At 48.1% G+C, this 26,304-nt stretch carries 21 protein-coding genes and 4 pseudogenes; 5 read left to right on the top strand and 20 right to left on the bottom strand.

Translation table 11 applies throughout. The features are described from left to right. Positions 1-23: 23 nt before the first annotated feature. The 5 genes and pseudogenes from NSQ19_RS05185 to NSQ19_RS05165 all read right to left on the bottom strand — a co-directional run bounded on the left by NSQ19_RS05185 (position 24) and on the right by NSQ19_RS05165 (position 6,878). Positions 24-1,577 carry an IS5 family transposase gene (locus NSQ19_RS05185; RefSeq protein WP_265114716.1) on the bottom strand — a complete coding sequence of 518 codons (1,554 nt, stop codon included), beginning with the start codon at positions 1,575-1,577 and terminating at the stop codon, positions 24-26. Between the two features lie 122 nt (positions 1,578-1,699). After that, positions 1,700-2,131: pseudogene (locus NSQ19_RS05180) on the bottom strand (transposase); the annotation flags it as partial. Between the two features lie 584 nt (positions 2,132-2,715). Continuing rightward, positions 2,716-4,371 (bottom strand): FAD-binding dehydrogenase, encoded by a 1,656-nt coding sequence (locus tag NSQ19_RS05175; RefSeq protein ID WP_340702514.1) that lies wholly within the window; start codon positions 4,369-4,371, stop codon positions 2,716-2,718. A gap of 430 nt (positions 4,372-4,801) precedes the next feature. Continuing rightward, on the bottom strand, positions 4,802-5,659 hold the full coding sequence (locus tag NSQ19_RS05170; RefSeq protein ID WP_340702513.1) for a Cof-type HAD-IIB family hydrolase: 858 nt from the start codon (positions 5,657-5,659) through the stop codon (positions 4,802-4,804). Between the two features lie 61 nt (positions 5,660-5,720). Next, positions 5,721-6,878 (bottom strand): AI-2E family transporter, encoded by a 1,158-nt coding sequence (locus NSQ19_RS05165; protein ID WP_133536748.1) that lies wholly within the window; start codon positions 6,876-6,878, stop codon positions 5,721-5,723. Between the two features lie 326 nt (positions 6,879-7,204). On the opposite strand from NSQ19_RS05165, the pseudogene NSQ19_RS05160 reads away from it, so the two are divergent. The 4 genes and pseudogenes from NSQ19_RS05160 to NSQ19_RS05150 form a co-directional block, all read left to right on the top strand. After that, positions 7,205-8,444: pseudogene (locus tag NSQ19_RS05160) on the top strand (IS5 family transposase); the annotation flags it as partial. A gap of 181 nt (positions 8,445-8,625) precedes the next feature. Then, positions 8,626-9,108: pseudogene (locus tag NSQ19_RS05155) on the top strand (transposase); the annotation flags it as partial. 206 nt (positions 9,109-9,314) lie between these two features. After that, entirely contained in the window at positions 9,315-9,539 is a 225-nt protein-coding gene (locus NSQ19_RS15760) for an ATP-binding cassette domain-containing protein (protein ID WP_445798032.1), read from the top strand. Continuing rightward, positions 9,461-10,231, top strand: coding sequence for an MFS transporter (locus NSQ19_RS05150; protein WP_340703170.1), 771 nt, complete (start codon positions 9,461-9,463; stop codon positions 10,229-10,231). The genes NSQ19_RS15760 and NSQ19_RS05150 overlap by 79 nt, the downstream gene beginning before the upstream one ends. Positions 10,232-10,403: 172 nt before the next feature. On the opposite strand, the gene NSQ19_RS05145 is transcribed toward NSQ19_RS05150, so the two are convergent. The 8 genes and pseudogenes from NSQ19_RS05145 to NSQ19_RS05110 form a co-directional block, all read right to left on the bottom strand. Further along, entirely contained in the window at positions 10,404-11,744 is a 1,341-nt protein-coding gene (locus NSQ19_RS05145) for an MFS transporter (RefSeq protein ID WP_340702511.1), read from the bottom strand. Then, positions 11,741-12,316 carry a 5-formyltetrahydrofolate cyclo-ligase gene (locus NSQ19_RS05140; RefSeq protein ID WP_340702510.1) on the bottom strand — a complete coding sequence of 192 codons (576 nt, stop codon included), beginning with the start codon at positions 12,314-12,316 and terminating at the stop codon, positions 11,741-11,743. The genes NSQ19_RS05145 and NSQ19_RS05140 overlap by 4 nt, the downstream gene beginning before the upstream one ends. A 336-nt stretch (positions 12,317-12,652) precedes the next feature. Then, positions 12,653-12,745, bottom strand: a complete 93-nt coding sequence (locus NSQ19_RS05135) for a hypothetical protein (RefSeq protein ID WP_328192236.1) — start codon at positions 12,743-12,745, stop codon at positions 12,653-12,655. Between the two features lie 156 nt (positions 12,746-12,901). Next, on the bottom strand, positions 12,902-13,183 hold the full coding sequence (locus NSQ19_RS05130; RefSeq protein WP_328192204.1) for a hypothetical protein: 282 nt from the start codon (positions 13,181-13,183) through the stop codon (positions 12,902-12,904). A gap of 67 nt (positions 13,184-13,250) precedes the next feature. Continuing rightward, complete coding sequence (locus tag NSQ19_RS05125) at positions 13,251-13,394, bottom strand: hypothetical protein (RefSeq protein WP_328192202.1); 144 nt, start codon at positions 13,392-13,394, stop codon at positions 13,251-13,253. 122 nt (positions 13,395-13,516) lie between these two features. After that, positions 13,517-13,939, bottom strand: coding sequence for a methylglyoxal synthase (gene mgsA, locus NSQ19_RS05120; protein WP_328013615.1), 423 nt, complete (start codon positions 13,937-13,939; stop codon positions 13,517-13,519). A gap of 59 nt (positions 13,940-13,998) precedes the next feature. After that, positions 13,999-14,127: pseudogene (locus NSQ19_RS05115) on the bottom strand (rhamnulose-1-phosphate aldolase); the annotation flags it as partial. 478 nt (positions 14,128-14,605) lie between these two features. Continuing rightward, entirely contained in the window at positions 14,606-15,709 is a 1,104-nt protein-coding gene (locus NSQ19_RS05110) for a transposase (protein ID WP_340702509.1), read from the bottom strand. Positions 15,710-15,797: 88 nt separating this feature from the next. Between NSQ19_RS05110 and NSQ19_RS05105 the strand changes: the two genes are divergently transcribed. Then, complete coding sequence (locus NSQ19_RS05105; RefSeq protein WP_340702508.1) at positions 15,798-16,706, top strand: nuclease-related domain-containing protein; 909 nt, start codon at positions 15,798-15,800, stop codon at positions 16,704-16,706. 901 nt (positions 16,707-17,607) lie between these two features. Here the strand turns inward: NSQ19_RS05105 and pyrE are convergent. The 7 genes from pyrE to NSQ19_RS05070 are packed head-to-tail and all read right to left on the bottom strand — an operon-like array spanning position 17,608 to position 26,299. Next, entirely contained in the window at positions 17,608-18,243 is a 636-nt protein-coding gene (gene pyrE, locus NSQ19_RS05100; protein WP_340702507.1) for an orotate phosphoribosyltransferase, read from the bottom strand. Then, a complete protein-coding gene (gene pyrF, locus NSQ19_RS05095; protein ID WP_026685096.1) occupies positions 18,243-18,950 on the bottom strand; it encodes an orotidine-5'-phosphate decarboxylase in 708 nt (235 codons plus the stop codon). Before pyrF ends, pyrE begins: the two co-directional genes overlap by 1 nt. Beyond that, positions 18,943-19,923 carry a dihydroorotate dehydrogenase gene (locus NSQ19_RS05090; protein WP_340702506.1) on the bottom strand — a complete coding sequence of 327 codons (981 nt, stop codon included), beginning with the start codon at positions 19,921-19,923 and terminating at the stop codon, positions 18,943-18,945. Before NSQ19_RS05090 ends, pyrF begins: the two co-directional genes overlap by 8 nt. Continuing rightward, the gene (locus NSQ19_RS05085; protein WP_017552915.1) at positions 19,920-20,696 is read right to left on the bottom strand and encodes a dihydroorotate dehydrogenase electron transfer subunit; all 777 of its coding nucleotides are present in this window, start codon (positions 20,694-20,696) and stop codon (positions 19,920-19,922) included. The genes NSQ19_RS05090 and NSQ19_RS05085 overlap by 4 nt, the downstream gene beginning before the upstream one ends. Next, positions 20,693-23,893 (bottom strand): carbamoyl-phosphate synthase large subunit, encoded by a 3,201-nt coding sequence (gene carB, locus NSQ19_RS05080; RefSeq protein WP_340702505.1) that lies wholly within the window; start codon positions 23,891-23,893, stop codon positions 20,693-20,695. Before carB ends, NSQ19_RS05085 begins: the two co-directional genes overlap by 4 nt. Continuing rightward, positions 23,877-24,974, bottom strand: a complete 1,098-nt coding sequence (locus tag NSQ19_RS05075) for a carbamoyl phosphate synthase small subunit (protein WP_340702504.1) — start codon at positions 24,972-24,974, stop codon at positions 23,877-23,879. Before NSQ19_RS05075 ends, carB begins: the two co-directional genes overlap by 17 nt. Continuing rightward, positions 24,971-26,299 (bottom strand): dihydroorotase, encoded by a 1,329-nt coding sequence (locus NSQ19_RS05070; protein WP_340703169.1) that lies wholly within the window; start codon positions 26,297-26,299, stop codon positions 24,971-24,973. Before NSQ19_RS05070 ends, NSQ19_RS05075 begins: the two co-directional genes overlap by 4 nt. Between the last annotated feature and the right edge of the window lie 5 nt (positions 26,300-26,304).

The raw sequence follows: 26,304 nt of genomic DNA, 5'->3' as shown, positions 1-26,304 counted from the left end.
CTTGCTGAACGAATCAAATTTGGTCAGATACAAGCCAAATTCCGATTATCAAAATATAAAATAGTGTTGTGCAAAAATTTCAAAAAAAGAACCCTGAGCTTGCGCTCCAGATTCAGTATGAGGAATTGAAGGGCTACTACTGTTTCGCTGGTCTCTTGGAGGCGTGCTCGAATAAGGCCCAGCCCATACTTGCGCTTGCCTTCGCCAAATTTGCCTTCAACGGCATTACGTTCAGAGGCATCCTGCCTTGCGACGCGTTCCAAGGTTTTGTCTTCCGTTCTGGATGGGCGTCCTAACCTTGGCCCACTCAGACGAATGCCAAGAGATTTGCAGTATGCCAGATTATTACGGTTTCGGTAAATTTTATCTGCCAAGATCGCTTCCGGATAAAATCCGAACCGGTTGTAGTAGTTTTCAACAGATTCCTTGAGAGTGGTCCCTTCATTGTAATTTTCCCAGTCGAGGTGCTCAATCAAGGCATAACCATCTACGACACTGATGGCGACTTTTGAACCGAACTCCACGTTCGCTTTTGCCTTGCCGCGCACAATTGGACGGACATGTGGCTGGGAAATGCTTACAATCCGGTGGTCAACCCGGTGTGTTTTCTTTTTGTACATTTCTGCCTGTTGGCGGTAAAGTTCATGAATCACGAGAAGTTGCCTGTATTCATCTTTGCTTAAAAGAGACAGAGAGCTTTGGGAAACAAGATTTTTAATGATCTCCAGATCTCGTTTCACATATCCGAGCTGTTTGCCTACAGCTTTCCGGATTTTCCGGGCGCCAGCTTTACGTTGCTTAGCGACAGAAAGATAGTCCTTGCGGGCTCTTTTTCTGTAGGTCCGTGGCTTACGTAATTTCCCTTTGTGTGGTTCATGCAGGACATCAATGATATGTTCCAATTTCTCACGGGCTTCGTTCAACAACCCGAGGTCTGTAGGGTAAGCAATATCAGCCGGTGCACAGGTTGCGTCCAAAATGAGCTTTCCTCTGTTCTTCGTTTTGGGAGAAGCCGATTCAGTTGAATGCTTTTCTGAATCGGAACCGGAAGGCTGAAGATCGCCACGATCATGATCATGATCATTACGATCTTCATCATCATGATCGTCATCGTCGTGATCCTGATCATCATTGTTGTCGTTTTCCTTAGATGCTTCTTCCAATTGGCGTTTTTGTTCTTCCAGAACGATCCATTCATTCAGTTCGTTGATGATATTTGCGCCCAAACGTTTTCTAAAACGAGTCATCAGAGAATGGTCGAATGGGGCTTTTTCCTGGAATTCAGGCAAGCCGATAAAATACTGAAGATACGGGTTTTCTGTGATCTGTTCGACTGTTTCCCGGTCAGACAGCCCAAGCCGTTCTTTGATATAAAGAGCCCCAAGAGCGATTCTGACAGAATAAGCCTTTTCGCCTTTGAATTTCTTCTTGAAGGACTTGGCATACTTTTCTTCGGCCATCCACCAAGGAATCATTTCAGCAAGACGGACCCAGCGATTTTCTTTATTTAATTTCCCACCGAATGGTAGAAAAAAATCATCTACAAAAGTTAATTGATGTTCGGTCTTTTTGTACATCGTAACAGCCTCCAAGTGCAAGGTTTTTTACGTGTTTCCTTTGAAATCCTTACACTTTATATTCGACAAAAGTAGCCAAAATCCTTGTCAAATCTGGAATTTTTGCTTATTCAGCAAGCCCTAAATAACTCTTTCGATTGTCGAAAACAATGAATCTTATCAAGCATTTCTTGGTTAGCCAGATTTAATTGTTCAATTGAATCTTTATCAAATCGTGTATAAAAGCGAGACAAACTGGGCTGGGAAGCAAGTGTTGGAGTTTCAATGATTTCCTTAAACACAGGATCATGAGTCAACTGATCAGCCGCATCATCTTCCGCATACCCGGCAATGAGTTGATAGACTTTTTGACGTAACAAGTTTTCATTTGAATGAAGATAATATTTCCTTGAATCGTTAAGTCTCAAGTACTTAACTAAAGTCTTTGAAAAACCAATTTTTTCATCGAATTCTCTAAAAAGAAACTCACCTGTATCGGAGGAAAGAGAACCTCCATCATTTGACAATTTAATTTTATGATTGAAATCAAGTGTTTTTTGCGTTAAAGTAACCATATAAAGAGTCCTTTCTGTTTGGTTTTTGTTTTGGTTACTTTAACTTTAACAGAAATGGATTCTTTTTTCATTTTTTTAATGAATTACAATAAAGCCGAAAAGGCTTGGTAATCCATAAGTTATAATAAGTTTCTGAATTTCTGTGAATAATTCAGGTTACACTATATTTTTATCATAATTTTTCATAGATTTCAACACAAATTCATTTGCAATTTTCTATAAATCTATGAATCATGGTAAAAGCTCAATCATGACACTGCTTAATCCAATTCACTGTGCATATCTTTAAACATATTCCGGGGATCTCATGAGAAAATTTATGATAGAACTCCGAAAGAACAGATGATTGTCCAAGACGGTCTAGCCACTAATCAAATTGAGTCTGTATAAAATGAACAAAATATTGCCGCTCTGTTGCCTACCTGCCACAAAAAATAGTCCTCATGCAAAACGGATGTTCAGTCTAGATATAAAAACGAAAATTCATTTTAAAGGTTAAATGCCTATAAACGCCCGGAATCCTGCTCGACCCGCCATCTTCACATGAGAACCCGGTGAAAAAAATCACTGGGTCCGTTATGCAATTAACTTAGTTCAGCCGCAATCGCCCGGCCGGCTGTTCTTCCTGTAAAAAGGCAGCCGCCCAGAAAGGTTCCTTCAAGAGCCCTGTAGCCATGGACGCCTCCACCGCCAAACCCGGAAACCTCCCCCGCTGCATATAAACCGGGTATGGCATCGCCTGCGGAATCTAAAACGTTTCCAGATAAATCGGTTTGCAGGCCGCCTAATGTTTTTCTGCTTAGAAGATGAAGGCGCACGGCAATGAGCGGACCATTTTTAGGGTCGAGTATTTTATGCGGCGGGGCAACGCGAATCCATTTATCCCCCAAATAATTTCGATGGCCCCGGATTGCCGTCACCTGCAGATCTTTTGTAAATTTATGATCCAGTTCCCGATCCCGCGCCTTTATTTGGTCTTCAATTTCTTTAAAGTTTAATCGATTTTCACCAGTCAATCGGTTCATTCTGTCTACCAGGTCTTCCAGATTATGGGCAATGATAAAATCTTCTCCTTTATCCATGAAGGCCTGGACGGGTTCAGGCGCGCCAGGCAAAGCTCTGCCCAGCACTTTCCGGATACTTTTGCCGGTAAGATCCGGATTTTGCTCCGATCCTGACAGGGCAAACTCTTTTTCTATGATTTTTTGCGTTAAAATAAACCACGAATAGTCATAACCGGTTTTTTGAATGGCTTCCAGTGTGCTGAGCGTATCAAATCCCGGCAAATTAGGGACAGGAAAGCGTTTACCTTCCGCATCAAGCCAAATGGAGGATGGCCCGGGTAAAATACGGATGCCATGGTTGGACCAAATCGGGTTCCAATTTTTTATGCCTTCCGTATAGTGCCACATCCGATCCCGATTCACAATCCGCCCGCCCGCTTCTTCCGTAATACCAAGCATTCTGCCGTCCACATGCGCAGGAACGCCCGATAACATATGAGCAGGCGGCGTTCCGAGCCGCTTCGGCCAATTTTTGCGAACGAAATCAAGGTTCCCGCCAATGCCACCGCTCGCCACTAATACAGCTTCGGCCTGGTATTCGAAATCGCCAATAACCTCTCTTTCCGTATCCTCTCCCCGCTCCTTTGTGCTGGGAATCAAAACAGAACCGGCTACCCCTCTAACAGTGCCATTTTCTTTTAAAAGGTGATCGACCCGATGGCGGGGCAAATATTGAACCAAACCGGCTTTCATATATTCCCGGACTTTTTTCTCAAAAGGTGCCACCAGTGCCGGTCCGGTTCCCCACACAATGTGAAAGCGGGGAACAGAATTGCCGTGTCCAGTGGCTAAATGTCCGCCCCGTTCAGCCCAACCGACAACCGGGAAAAATCGCACGCCCATTTTGTGCAGCCACGATCTTTTTTCGCCGGCTGCAAAATCGATGTAAGCTTCGGCCCATTTTTTTCCCCAATAATCTTCATCGTCCTCCCGGTCAAATCCGGCAGTGCCAATCCAGTCTTGCCACGCCAGTTCCCTGGAATCTTTTATCCCAAGCCGCCTTTGCTCCGGAGAATTTACTAAAAATAACCCGCCAAACGACCACCACGCTTGGCCGCCGATACTGGTTTCCGGCTCTTGGTCTAAAAGCAGCACTTTTTTCCCAGCCTCTGCCATCTCTGCGGTTGCAACCAAGCCGGCCAGCCCCGCTCCGACGACAATGACATCGAAATTCATAATAGAGACCTCCCGTTTTCACAAAGCATGGTGATGTCTATCATTGAAAATATCCTATGCGATGATTTCATCGATGCGATTTTCCTCTACAGCCGGCTTCTCCCGGACAGCATAGCATTGTAAACGATATAAAATGAACGAATGAGCAGCTCTGTTGCCTGCTGTAAAAAATCATCGTGCAAATGGGTGGTGCCCGGGCTCGATGTAAAAACTAAAATTCAACTTATAACATTCGACACGAAACTATAATTTCCTTTTTATAAAGATAGAAAAAACAGGCGATCAGAAAAACGCTCGATGAGGAATAAAAGGGGACTTGAGCTGTGAACCTTCATTTTTTTCGGATGAATCCGTAACTTGCCCAAAAAACTTGCCGCAAAATGCGGAGATCGGCAGCAAACAGCCACCGCTTTTTTGGTTTTATTCCCCATCATTTTCCCAATATGTATGTCCGCAGAGCATGGGCAACGCCGTTTTTGTTATGGGTCTTTGTGACATAGGTGCTCCGCGCTTTCACTTGTTCTTCAGCGTTTCCCATCGCAATACTTATACCGGCTACTTCAAACATGGACAGATCGTTAAAATTGTCACCAATTGCGACCGTATTTTCCAACGGGATGTTCAAATGGCGGGCCATAAACTGAAGGGCATGGCCTTTGCTAACTTCTGCATGGGCAATTTCCAACTTCGTGCGCCCCGATGTGGTCATGGAAAGATCTTGTCTTCCGCTTAGCCAGCTGCGGAGTTGCTTTAACCGTTCAGGATGAAAGGACAGTACAAAAATTTTGCAAACCTCCAAATGCGGCAAATCCAACTCAGCATAATGGTGGAAATAATGAATCCCGTACTGCCGCATCTGGAGCTCAATTTGGCCGGCAGCCCACTCCAAAGAAAAGGTTTCATCTTTTTCGTGCAAGGAATGCATTTCCGATTCAAGGCGCTTTCTCCCTTTTTCCAGCAAATACACGCCCTGGTTAGTATATAACTCGTAATAGTATCCTTGCGCTTCCAGTTCCGGAAGCAAGTCGTCCAGTACTTTATCCGGCATCACAAGCTTTAAAATGCATTGATCCGAATCGTAAATGACGGCACCATTTCCCGTTATCACCGGGCAATCAAGGCCTGCTTTTTTCAGAATATGCCGCGTATCATGAAGCGAACGCCCTGAACAGGCGACAACGATATTCCCCTGCTCTTGTACTTCCCGAATCGCTCCGGCATTTTCTTCGCTAATTGTTCCGTCATCAGATAATAATGTCCCGTCAAAATCAATCGCGATCAATTTCATTTTGCGCTCTCCTTCCTGTTGTTCCCGGATGTTCTTTTTCGAGAGGCAATATTATTCGCCTCTATATATCCCCGCCCCTGTTTGTTTCCTCTATTCCCGATGGTGTCTGTAGCCGTTTCTGCACTTGGTCGCTCAGCAGCTTATACAATGTCGCGGCAACCGGCACACCGAAAAGCATGCCAACAACCCCGCCAAGGCCGCCCCCGATGATGACCGCCGCCAGGACCCATAAACCCGGCAGCCCGATCGACGACCCTACTACCCGCGGATAAATGATGTTGCCTTCCACTTGCTGAAGCACAACAATGAACACCAAAAAGAACAGCGCCTTCATCGGGTCGACCGTTAAAATCATAAATGCGCCGAATGCCGCACCCAAATACGCGCCGACAACCGGAATCAAGGCCGTTGCACTGATAAATGCCCCGACCATGGCAGCATATGGAAAATGTAAAAGAAACATGCCTGCCGTACATAAGCAGCCTAAAATCACGGCCTCTACACATTGCCCGACAATAAAGCTTGAAAAAGTCCGGTTTGCCACCTTGAGCACATAATACAATCTGTCCGCCGTCTGCTTTTTCAAAAAAGCACGGACCACTTTATCCGCCTGAATAGCCAGCTTCTCCTTTGCCGCCAAAATATAGATGGCAAAAATAATGGCAATGACCAGGTTCATTACGCCGCTTGTTAAGGCGCCGGCGATGGAAAACGTCGAATTCAAAATGCCGGTCACCACTTTGGAAAGAGATGCGGTCAATTTTTTTGTGACTGCATCCAGATCGACCTGCAGGCTGGAGATGAACTTTCCGAGACTGGAGTACTTGCCGCTGTTTGACTGGAAATAGTCCAAGCTTTTCGTGTAAACGCGCGGAATGGCATCAATCAACACTGTAAAAGCCTGGATCAATTGCGGCACAATGATCAAAACCAGAATGGAAACAATGCCGAAAATCACCACAAACGAAAAAAGAATGCTGACGCCCCTCCGCGTTGCGCGGATAAATTTGTTTTGCGCGTTCGGAAAATAAACGCGTTCCACTTTTTTCATTAAAATATTGAGCACATAGGCAATCGCAGCCCCGAGCACAAGTGGGAATGCAACATGCCAAACCGCCCCAAGCGCATCCAGAATCGTGCTGAAATATTTTACAAAAAGCACGGCCACAACCGCCAGCAGTATGTATTTGATCCATAAACTAAGTTTTATTCCTTTCATTTAATCCCTCCGTCTGATGCGTCCGTTTGTCTTATAATCCATTTAACTTGATTATACTTGAAAATAAAGGATTGCAGCAGACCAATTTTTATCATTTTTTCTGTGTTATACATGATGAGGCCTGATCAGATGGTTCCAGCACGTGAAATTCTCTTGGGTGGGAAAATGAAAAATGAATAAAACAGGGGATGGCATATGTTATTTAGGGCTTGCTGAATAAGCAAAAATTCCAGATTTGACAAGGATTTTGGCTACTTTTGTCGAATATAAAGTGTAAGGATTTCAAAGGAAACACGTAAAAAACCTTGCACTTGGAGGCTGTTACGATGTACAAAAAGACCGAACATCAATTAACTTTTGTAGATGATTTTTTTCTACCATTCGGTGGGAAATTAAATAAAGAAAATCGCTGGGTCCGTCTTGCTGAAATGATTCCTTGGTGGATGGCCGAAGAAAAGTATGCCAAGTCCTTCAAGAAGAAATTCAAAGGCGAAAAGGCTTATTCTGTCAGAATCGCTCTTGGGGCTCTTTATATCAAAGAACGGCTTGGGCTGTCTGACCGGGAAACAGTCGAACAGATCACAGAAAACCCGTATCTTCAGTATTTTATCGGCTTGCCTGAATTCCAGGAAAAAGCCCCATTCGACCATTCTCTGATGACTCGTTTTAGAAAACGTTTGGGCGCAAATATCATCAACGAACTGAATGAATGGATCGTTCTGGAAGAACAAAAACGCCAATTGGAAGAAGCATCTAAGGAAAACGACAACAATGATGATCAGGATCACGACGATGACGATCATGATGATGAAGATCGTAATGATCATGATCATGATCGTGGCGATCTTCAGCCTTCCGGTTCCGATTCAGAAAAGCATTCAACTGAATCGGCTTCTCCCAAAACGAAGAACAGAGGAAAGCTCATTTTGGACGCAACCTGTGCACCGGCTGATATTGCTTACCCTACAGACCTCGGGTTGTTGAACGAAGCCCGTGAGAAATTGGAACATATCATTGATGTCCTGCATGAACCACACAAAGGGAAATTACGTAAGCCACGGACCTACAGAAAAAGAGCCCGCAAGGACTATCTTTCTGTCGCTAAGCAACGTAAAGCTGGCGCCCGGAAAATCCGGAAAGCTGTAGGCAAACAGCTCGGATATGTGAAACGAGATCTGGAGATCATTAAAAATCTTGTTTCCCAAAGCTCTCTGTCTCTTTTAAGCAAAGATGAATACAGGCAACTTCTCGTGATTCATGAACTTTACCGCCAACAGGCAGAAATGTACAAAAAGAAAACACACCGGGTTGACCACCGGATTGTAAGCATTTCCCAGCCACATGTCCGTCCAATTGTGCGCGGCAAGGCAAAAGCGAACGTGGAGTTCGGTTCAAAAGTCGCCATCAGTGTCGTAGATGGTTATGCCTTGATTGAGCACCTCGACTGGGAAAATTACAATGAAGGGACCACTCTCAAGGAATTTGTTGTGTTTATTGCAAAATTAAAGTGCAGAGATGTGCAAAATTTCTATGCAAATGGTTATGCAGAGGGGCTTTACATGGAGGGGTAGCCATGATAACCTGTTTGGGTTTGCCAAATCTGTTACAGCTGGCCGCTTGGCAAAAGAATCATGGCTGCAGAGGCTCCATGTCAAGCCCTTAATAGCGAGAATTCAGATTGAATTTTTATGCGGTATAAACGAATTTATATACTGCAATACTCTGCACTTTTTTCTTGCAAAAAACAGTCGCCATCAGTGTCGTAGATGGTTATGCCTTGATCGAGCACCTCGACTGGGAAAATTACAATGAAGGGACCACTCTCAAGGAATCTGTTGAAAACTACTACAACCGGTTCGGATTTTATCCGGAAGCGATCTTGGCAGATAAAATTTACCGAAACCGTAATAATCTGGCATACTGCAAATCTCTTGGCATTCGTCTGAGTGGGCCAAGGTTAGGACGCCCATCCAGAACGGAAGACAAAACCTTGGAACGCGTCGCAAGGCAGGATGCCTCTGAACGTAATGCCGTTGAAGGCAAATTTGGCGAAGGCAAGCGCAAGTATGGGCTGGGCCTTATTCGAGCACGCCTTCAGGAGACCAGCGAAACAGTAGTAGCCCTTCAATTCCTCATACTGAATCTGGAGCGCAAGCTCAGGGTTCTTTTTTTGAAATTTTTACATAACACTATTTTATATTTTGATAATCGGAATTTGGCTTGCATCTGACCAAATTTGATTCGTTCAGCAAGCCCTATTTACGAAAAATTACTTTAAAATTGGCGCTTTTCTATTGCTGATTGTATTACTGCTTTCAGGCTGCTCAGGAAGACGTGCAGGAGAAGCCAAAAGTCCGGGACAGGCCAAGTGCTGCCAAAGGAGAGCAGGTTAAGTGACCAGGTTTCCCCAAACAGTGAACTGCCGGTAAATTTTGTTTGTATCCCGGGGCCTCCGGCTGCGTCAAAACTACCCTTCTGAACGTGATTGCCGGTTTTCAGGCGCCGGATTCAGGGAAAGTGATTATTGTTGGAAACAGGCATGCTAAAACGAGCCCGGATGTTGGCGCCGTTTCAGCAACCAAATTTATCCCTGGCTGTCAAATGAAAACAAACAGGCGATTTTTTCCATCCGGCAATTACGAATGGAAAAACCGATGCTGAATGTGCGTGCCTTCCAGCATAAAATGTTCACTATTGGCACGCTGATGATTATGATTGTCTTCAGTATTATCATGTCGTCTATGCTTTTGCTGCCGATGTACTGGCAGAGCGGAAAACTGGTAGCTGTCGCGCTTACCGGCATCCTTCTTTTGCCAGGGGGCATTGTAAACGGGATTGTGTCAGCTATCTCGGGCAAGTTTTATGATATATACGGCGCAAAATGGCTTGTCAGAATCGGCTTTCTGATCTGCATCGCAGCGGGTGCAATGTTTATCTGTGTCCAAACAACATCTTCTTTTCTTTTCGTGATTGCAGCGAATCTTTTGCTCATGATCGGCGCGCCGCTTGTTATGTTCCCGGCACAAACGAACGGGCTGAATGCATTGCCAAGAGAAATGTCCCCTGACGGCAGCGCAATTATGAATACCGCCCAGCAAGTGAGCGGCGCCATTGCCACTGCCTTGTCTGCCACATTGTTGGCTGCAGGTGAACACGCTTATACAGGAGCCGGCGGACAACATGCCGCAGCAGCATTAACAAACGGCGTCCAGTACGGTTTTATGTTCACGCTCATCCTGGCAGTCATCGGATTTGCCCTTTCCTTTACCGTTCGAACCGTTGGGGTATTTGAAAAACCGCAGGACCAGCAAAGGAAAATGCAATTAAAAAAAGAAACAGACTCCCTCGACTGAGGAGCAAAAAACCCGTTTTAGCCTGATAAGCTAAAACGGGTTTTTTTAAGGTTTGTCAGCACTCCGCCTCAATATGATAAAATCATGGATCTGCGAAAGAACCGGCTTCTGGCCTGCATTTTATAAAATTTTGCCAGCACTGTCAGAGTCCTTGCCAAGCCCGGGATAAGCCTTATTGATTTGCTGCTGTTTTTCCGCTTTCACTCGCATCATTATGAATCAGAAAAGAAGTTAAAAGGGCCAAAATGCTGCCGCAAAAGCCGAACAGGAATAAATGGTGAATGCCCTGCATGTAGGTGGACCCGCTTGTCAGAAAGGCGCCCATTACGGTCACCCCGATCGCAGTTCCCATGTTCCGGCAAAACATAAAAAACGAAGTGGCGATCCCTTTTTCGTGGGCGCTCACCATTTGCTGGGAACCGATAATCCCGACCGTCGAAAGCAACCCGAACGCAGCGCCATGGACAATCATAACGAGAAAAACGTACCAAAACCCGTGGCCCGGATTTAAAAAGATCCAACATACACCCGAAACAAGCAAAAGTCCGTTCCCGATTAATAACAGCCTCCGGTAGCCATACCGCAATATCCATTTTCCGGCAGGGACTGCAGCGGCCATCCAGCCGATCGACGACCCAAGCAGCGCAACCCCGCTCATGAGCAGTGACAGCCCTGTTACTTTCTGCAAAAACAGCGGCACATAGCTGGAAGCACCGAACAACGCCACTGTCCCAATAAAGGAGTTGACATTCATCCGGGCAAATGTCTTATTTTTAAACATCGAAAGCGGCACAATCGGGGAATCCTGCCTTTTTTCATAAAAATAAAAAAGGAGAAGAAAGATGATTCCGGTTGCTGCAAACAACAAGTAATTGCGGTGTACGACCGTGACCAAAAGCAGGAGTGTGATCGCAACGGCAAATAATGCAGCGCCTATGTAATCGACACGCGCTTTTTTTGGCGCATAATGCTCGTTATAAGGCAAAAGCGTTAAAAATGAGATGAGACAGACAGGCAGGTTTACAAAGAAAATCCATCTCCACGATAAATACGTTACAAAAAACGAGCCTAAAAGCGGCGCCAGGACAGCGGATAATCCCCACATACCGGTAAACAATGCCTGGATTTTCCCGCGGTTTTCAACAGAAAACAGGTCTCCTGCGATAATGGCCGGAAACGGGACCATAAAACCTGCCCCAATGCCCTGAATAGCCCGAAAGACGATCAGTTCAATCATCCCGGAGGACATGCCGCATAAAAGCGACCCGGCGAAAAAAAGCACGATCCCGAATCCGAACACTTTCTTCCTTCCGAACAAGTCGGATAACCGGCCCGCAACCGGTGATAAAATCGTGCTGGTGATCATATAGGAAGCAAATGCCCATGCGTACAAGTCAAAGCGGCCGAGTTCTTTTGCAATGACGGGCATCGTGGTATTCATAATCGTTGCGTCAATCGATGACACAAGCATTGCCAGGACAATACTGACCATGACAAACGTTCTGCTCTTCATAAAATCCCTCCATTCCCTTTTAACATTCCGGTTTCCGTCACGATTTGCCGCACCGGAATATCATAAGATTCGCTAGGGACATGCGCCTTCAATTGGCACGAGTGAATCAAAGACACGGTCTGATTGGGAAAACCGGCAAGAAATCGGTCATAATAACCGCCGCCAAAACCGATGCGAAAGCCTTTTTTGTCAAAAACAAGGCCTGGAACAATGAGCAGATCGATGGCCTGCTTTTCAATTTTTACCGTTTCTTCCGGTTTCGGCTCAAGCAGGTTAAAAAAGCTTTTTTTCAATTGTGTGAAATCATCCAGCTGGTAAAAGACGAGCGCTTTTTCTTTTGGCACGCATTTTGGCACACAAATCGTTTTTCCTTGCGCCCACCCGGTTTCAATGATCCGCCGCGTATCCCATTCGAAATGTTGGGAGACCGTCACGCCAACCGTTCCGGATATTTTCCATATATCGGATGAAAACAAAATTTGTTGCAGTTTTTCTTCGATGGCCTGCTTTTCGTTAAGATCCAACCGCTTTAACCGGCCGATCATTTCTCTTCGCATTTCCGCCTTGTCCATTTTTTCCACCCCAGAAAGCAAAAATTTGCGCTTTTCCATCTTACCATGTTTGGGCTGAAGTGAAAACGAAAATGCCCCCCGGGTGTATGAGACCAGAGGGGATTTTCTGATTCGCTCCCTTGGGAATGGCAAGTACTTTTTTCACTTTTTAGAATTCCCCGGTTATCCACGCCAAAGTGATTCGAGATTATTGTTGAATTCCACTTTCAACGGGTGCAAGAGGCAGCTCATCTGGGATACCGGAGCTCCTGAACCCCGCTGGCAATGACAGTTGCTTAGCATCCTTTGCTGCAACAGAAAAAGCCCCCAAGCTGCATACGGCATGGAGGCTTTTTCTTATCTTTTTCCTGCATTTAGTTGTGCCATTTCTCCGAGATATCGCCCGCTTTCCTTTATCATCCGTTCCTGCGTTTTTCGGTTTACGGCAATCAGGCCGAATTTTATAGAATAGCCGGATTGCCATTGTGATCAAATGTTGACTAGTTGCAGCAAACTGATGCCTGACTTCTCCCCTTTTTTCACCACCCGGACTGCAGGGAAACATTAATGGCCCCGTTCTATTTCCCGCTGGATTTTTTGATTTCTTCAAGCGGATAATCGAGCCATATCTGCGATCGTTTCGGGTGCGGTGCCTTTGCTCAGCATTTTTTTGATTGCTATTTGTACCCCTTCTTCGATTCCTTTTTGCCTGCCTTCTTCAATCCCTTTTTGTATCCCTTCTTTGAGCCCTTCCTCTCTTTCCCCGCGGATATTCGCCAGCTGGTCGCGCAAAAATTTCAGCCGGGCTTCGTACAATACTTTGTTTTCCCGATTGGCACTTAAATTTTCCCACTCTTTGATTGCGTCAAGCACTTCCTGCTCGTTCATCGCCCATTTCTCCGGTTCGGGGAAACCTCTTTCGGTGCCGGCAGGTTTTTTCGATTTGACCCTGCCCTTAGAACGGCCCGCTCGTCATTCTGCCGCCCGCATTTTCGTAGTATTCGCGGCGGTTCCGTTCAATGTACTTGCTGAACCGCTTTCCTGCTGTTCCCGGATAGCCCCCTTTCACTCTATCCAGGAACGCATCAGGGGCTAACATCCATTTATCCCAGCCTGTGCCTGGCATTCCAATCCAATGACGGGGGAACCAAAAGGATTCCCAAAATGCGGAAATCCTAATTTTCCTTCACCGGAAGCTGGCATGGAATATGGCGGAAATTCTTATTCCCCCTTGTTCTTCTTATCCTTTTCATGCACAATCATGCGCCAGTTTAAATCGCCGCGCATTAAGCCTTGGACGAGCAGTTCAGCTGTACCCATGTTGGTGGCAAGCGGAATCGAATAGACATCGCAAAGACGGAGTAAAGCGGTAATGTCCGGTTCGTGCGGCTGGGCCGTGAGCGGATCACGGAAAAAGAAAACGAGATCCATTTCATTTTTGGCAATCATTGCGCCGATTTCCTGGTCGCCGCCGAGCGGGCCAGAATTGAAGCGGGTAATTTTCAAATTGGTTTTTTCCATAATCCTCTTGCCGGTTGTGCCGGTCGAGTACAATTCATGGCCGTCGAATACCGGCTCATAGGCAACCGCAAAGTTTACAATTTCCTCTTTCTTTTTATCATGGGCAATAAAAGCAATTTTCAACTGGAAAACTCCCTTCTCCAAAAAATAACGTTACTACTATAATACGATAATATTATAAAAAGCGGATGGGTAAATGTCATTGCGAGCAAATGGGTCGCATGGTTGTGCATAACAATCCGGTTTTCCGGATCAACCTCAAGCCTTGCGATATGGCTCATAAGATGGGACGGCAGCTCGCTTATCGGCATTGCGGATACCCCCTATTTCAACCGGCTGTTCAAACGGAAAACGGAGATGACGCCGCTTGCTTACAGGCGGAACGGGTGACGGATCCCTGCTGTTTGCGTTGTCGTAATACTGGTTGGATTGCACAATGTCAGCGGACGGGGATTCATTTTGATTGCGCTATCGACAAGTGTTCCGTTTTGCAGTTTGAATGGCACAACACTGGTGGGATGGGATTTCCCTTGCTGTTTGCGCTGTATAACGGGTGGTGCCTGAACGCAGAGCCCACTCCCGCCCTTACATTCATGCAGGCCGGACGTGGAACATTCTAATGGCATTCAAGTGAAACAGGGAGAAGTTTGTGGCCCGCTCCATTTTTCCATCGCAATGGCCGGGCCTGAGGAACGGCAAGAAAATGCTATTAGACGCCCATGCCGCAATGAATGCGGCACCAGCAGAAGAGTGAAAGTCAGCCGGCGCATATTTTCAGAATAGAAAATGCTATTCTTCCACTTCTTTAATCACCATGTTTGGCAGTTCCCTGATCGCATCACGGATTCGTTTTGCTCGGATTTTCCCCTGACCGGCAAAGCGGAGCAGGTTGTAAGCATATATGCCAAAATGCAGGGCAAGCGCATTCGTTTTTTTATTCCGGGAAGGCGGCTGTTTAAAACCAAGATCAAACATAAATTCCCGTCTCAGTGATTTACAGGCTTTCAGGTGTTCGCCGTAAAGCCTTGGCACAGCTTCCGGCGGGGTATCGAGCGTTGTCATGTACACATCTGCTTCATACTCTGGAATCAGAAGGATTTGCCCGTTTTTATCAATGGTTGTTTCAATGAGTTTAAAAACATAATAGGCTGGTTTTTTTGCCCCGGCTGCCGTAATGGGTTCCGCAACAGACCCAAAGTAAACGTTTTTTCCTTCCCGTTCGGTTAAGCATGTGCCGTATTTCCGTGCAGTTTCCATCCAGGTGCCGGCATCTGTCTGCAGTTTGATCACAAAATCAATGTTACGGTCCAACAATTTTTCCATCATTTCGGATCCTTCTTTTGCCTCGAGCCGCCAAAGGAAAGGCCCTTCCGCCAATTGTTCAGCAGCACGGACCGTCACGCTCGTTTCTTGTCCAAAGGAAAGGCAGTACCCTTCCTTTCCAATAAAAGCAAACGGCGTTGAAACATCTACCGGGATAAAACTTTTGCCTTGTATGGTCACCGGGTTGATAGGTGCACCAGCCTTGCGAAGCAGGTGAAGAGATTCATCAAGGATGATCTGTTTCCATTCTTCTGATAAAGCTGCTTCATCCAGGCGGTGCTCAAGGACAGCCGGCGAGGGAACTCTTTCCAATTTTAAAAAGCTACGGAAATCACAATCGCTCCGCAACGGTTCAATTTCAGCAAACTTATTTTTCCCAAGGCAAAGCAGCCCGGTATAAGACTTCGCGATGTCCCCGTTTGAATAGCCGGGATTCCTTTTAATCGTTTCTGACTTGGCACTGTTCAGCCTTGATGCGAGATGCGTCTGGCTGATAAGAAATTCTACGATGCCCATTCCGAATTGATCGCTTATTCTTTCACTTGTTTGCTCAATCCGTAAATTTTTCATCTGCTCACCTGCGAAAATTGATATTTATATTATACAAAAAGTTGCTTATAATGGGTATGAAGTCTGAATTTTAGAAAGGATGTGAACGATGCTTTTCAAGGAAAGGAAAACTTCACTTGAGTATGCTCTTTTAAAGTCGCTGAGCAGCCGGATGAAACTCCATGAAAAAGACCTTCAGTATCTACGGAATTTGGAAAAAGGTGACGAAGGCGAGCGGTATTTTGACTCTTTAACAGGAGCGCTTACATGTGATTGTTTTGTACTGAATGATTTGCGCCTTTCCTGCAACAATGCTACGTTCCAGATTGATGCCCTCATGATTACCGGCGAAACCATTTACCTGTTTGAAGTGAAAAATTATAAAGGGGATTTTTATTACGAGCGGGACAGGATTTTTACAAAAAATAATAAGTCTGAAATCAACAACCCACTGCTTCAGGTCAAACGTTGCGAATCGCTTTTCCGGCAGCTGATTCTCTCGCTCGGTTTCAATATGCCGGTCTCGGCTTCCGTTGTTTTTGTAAACCCCGAATTTACCCTGTACCAGGCACCCCTAAGTGCGCCATTTATTTTTCCGAATCAGTTAAAACGGTATATGAAAGATTTGAATGCAATTTCTGCAAAGCTGAGCGGAAAGCATAGAAGGCTGGCAGAAAAGCTATCTTCGCTGCATATAGAAGAATCGCCTTTTCTTCATTTGCCGAAATATAGGTATGATCAATTGCGGAAAGGCATTGTGTGCGACACTTGTAGTTCTTTTTCCTGTGCGGTAAAAGGGCGTTCAATGATTTGTGAGGATTGTGGACATGCTGAATCTGTTGAGGCCGCGGTCCTCCGCAGTGTCAGAGAATTTCGGATGCTGTTTCCAGTGCGGAAGATTACAACAAATGATATTTTTGACTGGTGCAGGATTGTGGACTCGAAAAAAAGGGTGAGCAGGATACTGGCAAAAAATTTTAATAAGTTCAGAGGTGGAAGGTGGTCTTACTATGAGTAATTGATGATCACAAACTTATGAATTACAAATTCTACCGGGGGGAAAAGCATTTGGTATTTTAACACTTCAAAAAGACCAAATATGCTCTGTTCCCCCGTTATTTTTGTCCTTTTGAACACTCCAAAAGGACACTTTGTTCCGGTCAATGGCTCCTTTTGTCCTTTTGAATGCTCCAAAAGGACGATTGCTCCGGTCTACGGCTCCTTTTGTCCTTTTGACAGCTTCAAAAGGACATTTTGTTTCAGTTCACGGCTCCTTTTGTCCTTTTGGCAGCTTCAAAAGGACATTCCGAGCCCAGATACAGCTTGTTTTGTCCTTTTGACAGCTTCAAAAAGACATTTCGGGCCCAGATACAGCTTGTTTTGTCCTTTTGACTTTCAAAAGGACATTCCGAGCCCAGATGCAACGTGTTTTGTCCTTTTGGCAGCTTCAAAAAGACATTCCGAGCCCGGATACAGCTTGTTTTGTCCTTTTGACAGCTTCAAAAAGACACTTTGGGTCCAGTCGCGACTCCTTTTGTCCTTTTGGCAGCTTCAAAAGGACATTCCGAGACCAGATACAGCTTGTTTTGTCCTTTTGACAGCTTCAAAAAGACATTTCGGGCCCAGATACAGCTTGTTTTGTCCTTTTGACTTTCAAAAGGACATTCCGAGCCCAGATGCAACGTGTTTTGTCCTTTTGGCAGCTTCAAAAAGACATTCCGAGCCCGGATGCAGGGTGTTTTGTCCTTTTGACAGCTTGAAAAAAACATTTCAGGCCTAGGTGCGGCTCCTTTTTGTCTTGAATACTCCAAAAAAAATTTGCTATGGTCCCGCGATTTCATTTGTCCTTTTAAATGCCTCTCTGAAACAACAGTAAGCTTACTTTTGCCATATTTTAATAGCAAACCAAAGTATCTTGTTCAGCCCTTTTTGGATTTCCCCCATTTTTCCGGTTCCCGTCGCCATTCCTCGAGTGTCGCCAAGTCTTCTTCCCGGATCAGCCCTCTTTCCACGCCAACTTGAAGTAGCGCGGAGTAATTCGATAAGGAGTAAGCGGTGATGCCTTCTTTTGCAAAATTTGCAGCCCCGGCCGGAAGTTCATACGTAAAAATCGAGACAACGCCGAGCACTTCGCAGCCGGCTTCCCGCAATGCGCGGACAACGGTGAGCACGCTGCCGCCGGTTGAAATTAAATCTTCGACAACGACAACTTTTTGCCCGGTGGAAACCCGCCCTTCGATCTGGTTGCCCTTGCCGTGTGTTTTTGCACTCGAACGAACGTATACCATCGGCAGGTTCATCAGGTCGCTGACAAAAGCGGCGTGGGCAATCCCGGCAGTTGCCGTGCCTGCCACCACTTCCGTTTCCGGGAAGTGTGCTTCGATCAGCTTTTTCAGTCCGATGGCGATTTCTTTCCGCAGGTTCGGATAGGACAATGTAATGCGATTATCGCAGTAAATTGGCGATTTGATTCCGGATGACCATGTAAAAGGTTCACCGGGTTTTAAAAAAACAGCTTCAATGTCAAGCAATTGTCCGGCAATGTATTTTTCCATTATTCGTTCCCCCATTGTTGTTTCACTTTTAAATAAGCTTCGTACGGGTCGGGCGCTTTCGTAATCGAACGCCCGACGACAATTGCGGTCGAACCGAGCTCCCTTGCTTTCGCAGGTGTAACGACGCGTTTCTGATCGGAAACATCATCTCCGGCCAGCCGGATGCCCGGCACCACTTTCAAAAACGCCCCGCCGAGCCGCGCCGTAATATCAGGGGCTTCAAAAGCGGAGCAGACAACACCGTCAAGCCCCGCATCATAAGCAAGCACAGCGTAATCCAGCACTGATTCGCGCAACGGTTTTAAAATACCTTGTTCTTTTTGCATTTGCGTTTCAGAGGTGCTTGTTAGCTGTGTTACTGCGAGAATCGCCGGACGTTTTTTCCCTGCAGGGGTGCCGGCTTCCAAACCAGCCAAAGCGGCTTTCATCATGTCCGAACCGCCGGCGGCATGGACGTTCACCATATCCACTCCAAGCCGTGCCAGCCCTTTCATTGCCCGCCCCACTGTATGCGGAATGTCATGCAGCTTTAAATCAAGAAAAATATCATGCCCCATTTCTTTCAGGGCAGCAATCAAACAAGGGCCGGTCTGGTAAAACAGTTCCATTCCCACTTTGACATAGAGCGGTTCGCCGCCAAACTGCTGTAAAAAAGCGAGCGTTTCTTCTTCCGATGAAAAATCAAGGGCGATAATCGGTTTATACATGTTCATGCTGCGTGTGGCTCCTTCCAATCAGGTCTTGAATGCTTCCGGCGCCGAGCTGTTCCATCACCGCCGGCAGTTCGCGGATGATGCGCGGGCAGGCAAGCGGGTCAATAAAATTCGCGGTGCCGATTGCGACTGCACTAGCGCCGGCGTATAAAAATTCCACTGCATCTTCCGCCGTCATGATGCCGCCCATGCCGATAATCGGGATATCCACTTCCCGGCTCACCTCGTAAACCATCCGGACGGCAACCGGTTTGACGGCCGGCCCGGAAAGCCCCCCTGTTTCATTGGCGAGAACCGGGCGCGCCGTTTTCAAATCGATTTTCATGCCGAGGAGTGTGTTGATCATCGTGAGCCCGTCGGCACCGCCGGATGCTGCTGCCTTGGCAATCGCCACAATATCAGTGACATTCGGGGAAAGTTTCACATACACCGGCACTTCCGAGACAGCTTTTACTTGCCGTGTCAGTTCAAACGCCATCTCCGGATCGGTGCCGAACGCGATGCCGCCGGATTTCACGTTCGGACAGGAAATGTTGAGTTCAAGCGCGTGCACATTCGGCGCTTTTGAAAGATGGTCTGAAACGTAGACATAATCTTCAAAAGTGGAGCCGGCAACATTTGCAATGACCGGGACATCATATGCCTGTAAAAACGGGAGCTCTTCCGCAAGCACACTTGCCAGCCCCGGATTTTGCAGGCCGATTGCATTCAGCATGCCGGATTCTGTTTCCGCAATCCGCGGGACCGGGTTGCCGAAGCGCGGTTCCCTTGTTGTCGCTTTAATCATGATTGCGCCCAGTTCGCTCAAATCATACCAGCGGCTGTACTCACGCCCGAAACCGAAGCAGCCCGATGCCGGCATGACCGGATTTTTCAAGGACAAGCCCGGCAGTTCGACGCGCAAATCCGGGAGAACACGGCGCTTTATGCCCCGTCTTTCGGGATGGTGTTCAGGTAATTCGGTCATATTATGATCTCCCCCATTTCAAATACAGGCCCGTCGCTGCATACTTTTTTCGAAGCGGTGCCGGCCGGGTCATTTTTCGGGCGGCAGACGCACCCGTAGCAAGCACCGGTTCCGCATGCCATCCGTTCTTCAAGCGAGAAAAAGCCGTGCCGCGCCGGGTATGCCGCTTCCAATGCGCGCAGCATCGCAGCCGGGCCGCATGCGTACAAACAGTCAAACGCCCAATTCTCCGCTGCCAGTACATCCGTTACAAACCCTTTCGTCCCCCATGAACCATCCACTGTTGCGACAGATGTCGGGGCAAGCGCTGAAAACTTCTCCACGTAAAAAGCGTGGGCTGCCGATTCAAATCCGAGCACGTGGCGGACTTCAACGCCGCCTGCTTTAAGTTGCCGGGACAGCTCGTACAGCGGCGGGGCCCCGATGCCGCCGCCGACAAGGAGCGCTTTTTGCCCGGGGCGAAGCGCGTCCACCGGGAACCCGTTGCCAAGGGGGCCGAGCACATCGAGCCGTGCACCGGGTGCGATTTCTGCCATCAGGCGCGTTCCTTTTCCCTGTACCCGGTACAACAAGGTGAGCGCGCCGTTTTTGCGGTCCACCGCCGCGATGCTGATCGGGCGGCGCAGGAGCGGGTCAAACCCGCTTCCCGCTTTGACATGAACAAACTGGCCGGGGCGGGCGATTTGCCGGACCAAACTGCCGGCAAGCACCATTTCCCAAATATCCTGTGCAATCAGCCGGTTGCTTTTCACGGTCATATATTCCTGGATCATGCGTGCACCGCCTGCTTTGCCCCCTGCACCATCGGCATGATCGAAAAACTCATCGATTCCAAAATGGACACGATGGCCGCTGCCGTATCAAGTGAAGTCAGGCACGGGATGCCGCATTCGACCGCTTCCCTGCGGATCCGGAACCCGTCACGTTCGTATTGCCGGCCTTTTGTGATCGTGTTCAGGACAAATTGCACATCGCCCCTCCGGATCGAGTCGAGCACGGTCTCCCCGTCGCCGCCGATTTTTGCTACTTCTTCGACAGCCAGGCCGTTTTCCCTTAAAAATTTTGCCGTCCCCGCCGTTGCTTTTAAAGTAAAACCGATCTCGACAAAGCGCTTTGCAAGCGGCAGGGCTTCCGGTTTGTCTTTATCGGCAACCGTAAACAGGATGCTGCCATCCGGCGAAAGCTTCATGCCTGCTGCAACGAGTCCTTTGTACAGCGCTTTTTCAAATGTACGGTCGCAACCCATCACTTCTCCCGTCGATTTCATTTCCGGGCCGAGTGTCGGTTCCACCCGCTTCAATTTTGCAAAAGAGAAAACCGGCACTTTCACGAACACTTCCGCTTTTTCCGGCCCAAGGCCAGTACCATAGCCGAGGTTTTCAAGCGATTCGCCCAAAATCACTTTCATCGCAAGTTTTGCCATCGGGACATCGGTAATTTTGCTTAAAAACGGAACCGTCCGGCTTGAGCGCGGGTTCACTTCGATAACAAAGAGTTCATTGTGCGAGACGATAAACTGGATGTTCATCAACCCTTTGATTTCAAGCTCTGAAGCAAGCTTGCGGCACGTCTCCGCCATTTCCGCTTTTAATGCATCGGAAAGCCGCTGCGGCGGATAGACTGCGATCGAGTCGCCGGAGTGTACGCCGGCCCGTTCAATATGCTCGACGATGCCCGGGATTAAAATGTCCCGGCCGTCCGCGATCACATCAACTTCAAACTCCTGCCCTGTCACATAGCGGTCAATCAAAACGGGCTGGTTCGGGCTGACTTTCACCGCATGTTTCATATACTGGCGCAAGTCTTCTTCATGGTAGACGATTTCCATCGCCCGTCCGCCGAGCACAAACGACGGGCGCACGAGCACCGGATAGCCGATTTCAGCCGCAATTCGGGCGGCTTCTTCCGCCGAAGTGCCGGTTTTTCCGAGCGGGCGTTTGATGTCGAGCCGGTTTAACAAATGGTCGAACTTGTCGCGGTCTTCGGCACGCTCAAGATTTTCGAGCGAAGTGCCGAGAATGCGCACGCCGCGTGTTGCGAGCTGTTCCGCGAGATTGATCGCCGTCTGGCCGCCGAACTGGACAACAACCCCTTCCGGCTGTTCCAAATCGATGATATGCATGACATCTTCAATCGTCAGCGGTTCAAAATAGAGCTTGTCCGAGATGCTGAAGTCGGTGGAGACGGTTTCCGGGTTGTTGTTAATGATGATCGCTTCGTACCCGGCTTCCTGGATTGCCCAAACCGCATGGACAGTTGCATAGTCAAACTCGATTCCCTGGCCGATCCGGATCGGGCCGGAGCCGAGGACAATGATGCTTTTTCTGTTTGTCACAACCGATTCGTTTTCTTCTTCATATGTGCCGTAAAAATACGGCGTTTCTGATGCGAATTCGCCGGCACATGTATCGACCATTTTATAGACCGGCAAAATGCCGTTTTCTTTGCGCCATGCGTACACGTTTTCTTCTGCCGCTTTCCACAGCCCGGCAATCATCTTATCGGCAAAGCCCATTTCTTTTGCTTTCCGGGCCGCCTCTTTGTCCCATCGCGCCTCCCGCAGCGTGTTTTCAAAGCGGATGATGTTTTCCAGCTTATGAAGGAAAAACAAGTCGATTTTGCTCCAGTCATGCAGCTGCCCGACCGTGACACCCTTTCTTAGCGCTTCTGCGATGTAAAAAAGGCGTTCGTCGCCGGCGTTTTTGATCCGTTTTTCCATCACGTCCATACCGGATGCTTCCCCGAGTTCCAAATGATGGACGCCGATTTCAAGCGACCGTACCGCTTTTAACAACGATTCTTCAAAAGTGCGGCCGATCGCCATCACTTCGCCCGTTGCTTTCATTTGCGTGCCGAGCCTGCGGTATGCCTGTTCAAACTTATCGAACGGGAAACGCGGAATTTTTGTGACGACATAATCAAGCGCCGGTTCAAAATTGGCGTAAGAAGTGCCGGTGACCGGGTTTTTCATCTCGGCCAGCGTGAGCCCGACTGCAATTTTTGCTGACAGTTTCGCAATCGGGTATCCGGTTGCTTTCGAAGCGAGCGCGGATGAACGGCTGACGCGCGGATTGACTTCGATTACATAATATTGAAAACTGTCCGGGTCAAGCGCGAGCTGCACATTGCAGCCGCCTTCGATGCCGAGGGCGCGGATGATTTTCAATGATACATTGCGCAGCATCTGATACTCTTTGTCGCTTAACGTCTGGCTCGGGGCGACGACAATCGAATCGCCGGTGTGGACGCCGACCGGGTCAATGTTTTCCATGTTGCAGACGACGATGGCATGGTCTTCGCTGTCGCGCATCACTTCGTATTCGATTTCTTTAAAACCGGCAATGCTTTTTTCAAGCAGGCACTGGTGGACGGGGCTCTGGCGCAATCCGCCTGACACGGTTTCGATCAGCTCTTCTTCGTTACAGCAGATGCCGCCGCCCGTTCCGCCCAGCGTGTAAGCTGGCCGGACGATGACCGGGTAGCCCGTTTTTTCGATAAACCGGTAAGCTTCTTCAAGTGTATGGATGATCATGCTGTCCGGTACCGGTTCGCCAAGTTTTCCCATCAGTTCGCGGAACGCTTCCCGGTCTTCCGCCTGCTCAATGGCGCCAAGCCTTGTTCCGAGCACTTCGACGCCGTACTCGTCAAGGATGCCGGATTTCGCCAGTTCCATTGCAATGTTGAGACCGGTTTGGCCGCCAAGCGTCGGCAGGAGGGCATCCGGGCGTTCTTTGCGGATGATGCGGGCGACAAATGCCGGCGTGAGCGGTTCGATATAGATTTTATCCGCCATTTCCGTATCGGTCATAATCGTTGCCGGATTGGAATTGACCAAAACGACATGATACCCTTCTTCTTTTAAAGCAAGGCAGGCCTGCGTGCCAGCGTAATCAAATTCAGCAGCCTGGCCGATCACGATCGGGCCGGATCCGATCACAAGAATTTTTTCGATATCAGTGCGTTTTGGCATAGGTTTGTTCCTCCTTTTGTTTTTCAACCATGGTTAAAAATTTGTCGAATAACGGGTTCGAATCGTGCGGGCCCGGCGATGCTTCCGGATGGTACTGGACAGTAAAAGCAGGGTATTTGCGATGTGCCAGCCCTTCAATCGTGCCATCGTTCAACGCCCGTTCCGTTACGATAAGGTCTGTTCCGGCAAGCGACTTTTCATCGACTGCATAGCCGTGGTTCTGCGAGGTGATCACCGTTTTCCCCGTTTGGATGTCCTGCACAGGATGGTTCGCCCCGCGGTGGCCGAATTTTAATTTGAACGTATCGGCGCCGCATGCTAACGCAAACAGCTGGTGCCCGAGACAAATCCCGAAAAGCGGCACTTTCCCGAGTATTCCTTTTACCATATCAACCGCACAGGACACATCTTTCGGGTTACCGGGGCCATTTGACAACATCACCCCGTCCGGCTGAAGCTGTAAAATGTCCGCCGTCGTTGTATCATACGGCAGCACGGTAACGCGGCAGTTTCGTTTTGAAAGTTCGGTTAAAATGCTTTTTTTCGCGCCGAAATCGACAAGGGCAATATGTTTGCCGGGCCCTTCCATTTCGTAACGCTTCTTTGTGGATACTCTTGCAACGGCATCATGAACGGCACGTTTGGCTTGAAGGTGTTTGACAACAGCTGCCGGGTCTTCGTTTTCGGCACACAGGGCGGCCCTGAGCGTACCGAAAGCGCGGATTTGTCTTGTCAGTTTGCGGGTATCAATGCCGGATATGCCGGGAATATCTTTTTCTTTTAAAAAGGTATCGAGCGTTAAAGTGCTCCGCCAGTTTGACGGGTACGAAGCCGCTTCTTTCACCACGACCCCTTTCACATACGGCTTAGCTGCTTCAAAATCGTTCCAATTGATGCCGTAGTTCCCGATGAGCGGGTAGGTGAAAGTGACGATCTGGCCGTAAAAAGACGGGTCGGTTAATGTCTCCTGGTAGCCGGTCATCCCGGTTGTAAAAACGATTTCCCCGTAAGCCTCTTTTGCACTGCCAAAACCTTCCCCTCTAAAAACAGTGCCGTCTTCCAAGATCAGTTGCCTTTTCATTTCAATGCCAGCTCCTTTTCCCATACCAGTTTTCCGCTTCCCCATGTGGCTTGCGGGAAGCCTTTGCATACACGCCCCAAAAAAGGGGTATTTTTTCCTTTCGATAAAAAGCGATCCGGGTCAATTGTTTTTTCTTCCCCCAGGTCAACTGCCGTGATATCGGCGGGTGCCCCGGTTTTCATCGTCCCGTATGGAAGTCCGAACACGCTAGCCGGCTTTATTGTCATCCAGTCAACAAGCTGTTTTAGCGTAAATATGCCGGTTTCAACAAAATGTGTATATAAAAGCGGAAAAGCTGTTTCAAATCCGGTGATGCCAAATGGCGCCTGTTCAATGCCTTTTGCTTTTTCCTCCGCGGTATGCGGGGCGTGGTCAGTGGCGATAAAATCAATCGTGCCGTCCAAAAGGCCTTCAATAAGGGCATCGCGGTCTCTTTTCGACCGGAGCGGCGGGTTCATTTTCCAGTTGGCATCAGGGCCCGGGATGTCGTCTTCAGAAAGGAGCAAATGGTGCGGTGTCACTTCCGCTGTCACCGGAATGCCGGCCCGTTTTGCGTCACGGACAACCCGGACGGATTCTTTCGTGCTGATATGGCAGACATGGTAATGGCAGCCTGTATGTTCTGCAAGCAGCACGTCGCGGGCGATCTGCACCGACTCGCATACGGAAGGGATCCCTTTTAACCCGTGCGCCGCCGCAAAAGATCCGGCATGCACGCACCCGCCCCGGATAAGCGAATTGTCTTCACAATGGGCAACGACCGCCATGCCGAGTGCTTTTGCCCGCTCCATCGCAGCCAGCATCTGCCCCGCTTCCTGCACGCCGACGCCGTCATCCGTGAACGCGAAGGCGCCTGCTGCTTTTAAGCCGGCAAAATCCACGAGTTCGCCGCCTTTTTCATCAAGGGTAATTGCAGCATAAGGAAGGACGCGCACAACCGCATCCCGGCTGATTTTTTCCTGCAGGGATAAAAGGCGCGCCGGCCGGTCGGTAACCGGTTTGGTGTTTGGCATCGCAGCTATCGTTGTAAACCCGCCTTTTGCCGCGGCCATTGTCCCGGTGCGGATCGTTTCTTTCTGTTCAAACCCCGGTTCCCGCAAATGCACATGCAAGTCGACAAACCCGGGGAGAACCGTGAGCCCGGTTGCATCATATACCTGCTCGCCCGCTTCTTTCAGTTCCGGGCCGGTTTCCGCGATTTTTCCATCTTTGATCCGGATATCCCGCTTTGCCGGTTTTCCCTTTTCATCTAAAACCATTCCGCCTTTAATCAACCAGTCCACTTGGCAAACCACCTTTTCTTTTTTGTTAAAATCCCGCTCCATAGCAA

The sequence above is a fragment of the Weizmannia sp. FSL W8-1119 genome, from assembly GCF_038008605.1.
GTDB classification, from domain to species: Bacteria; Bacillota; Bacilli; order Bacillales; family Bacillaceae_C; genus Weizmannia; species Weizmannia coagulans.
The sequence above is the reverse complement of the archived record's forward strand: the minus strand, read 5'-3'. Positions and strand labels throughout refer to the sequence as shown.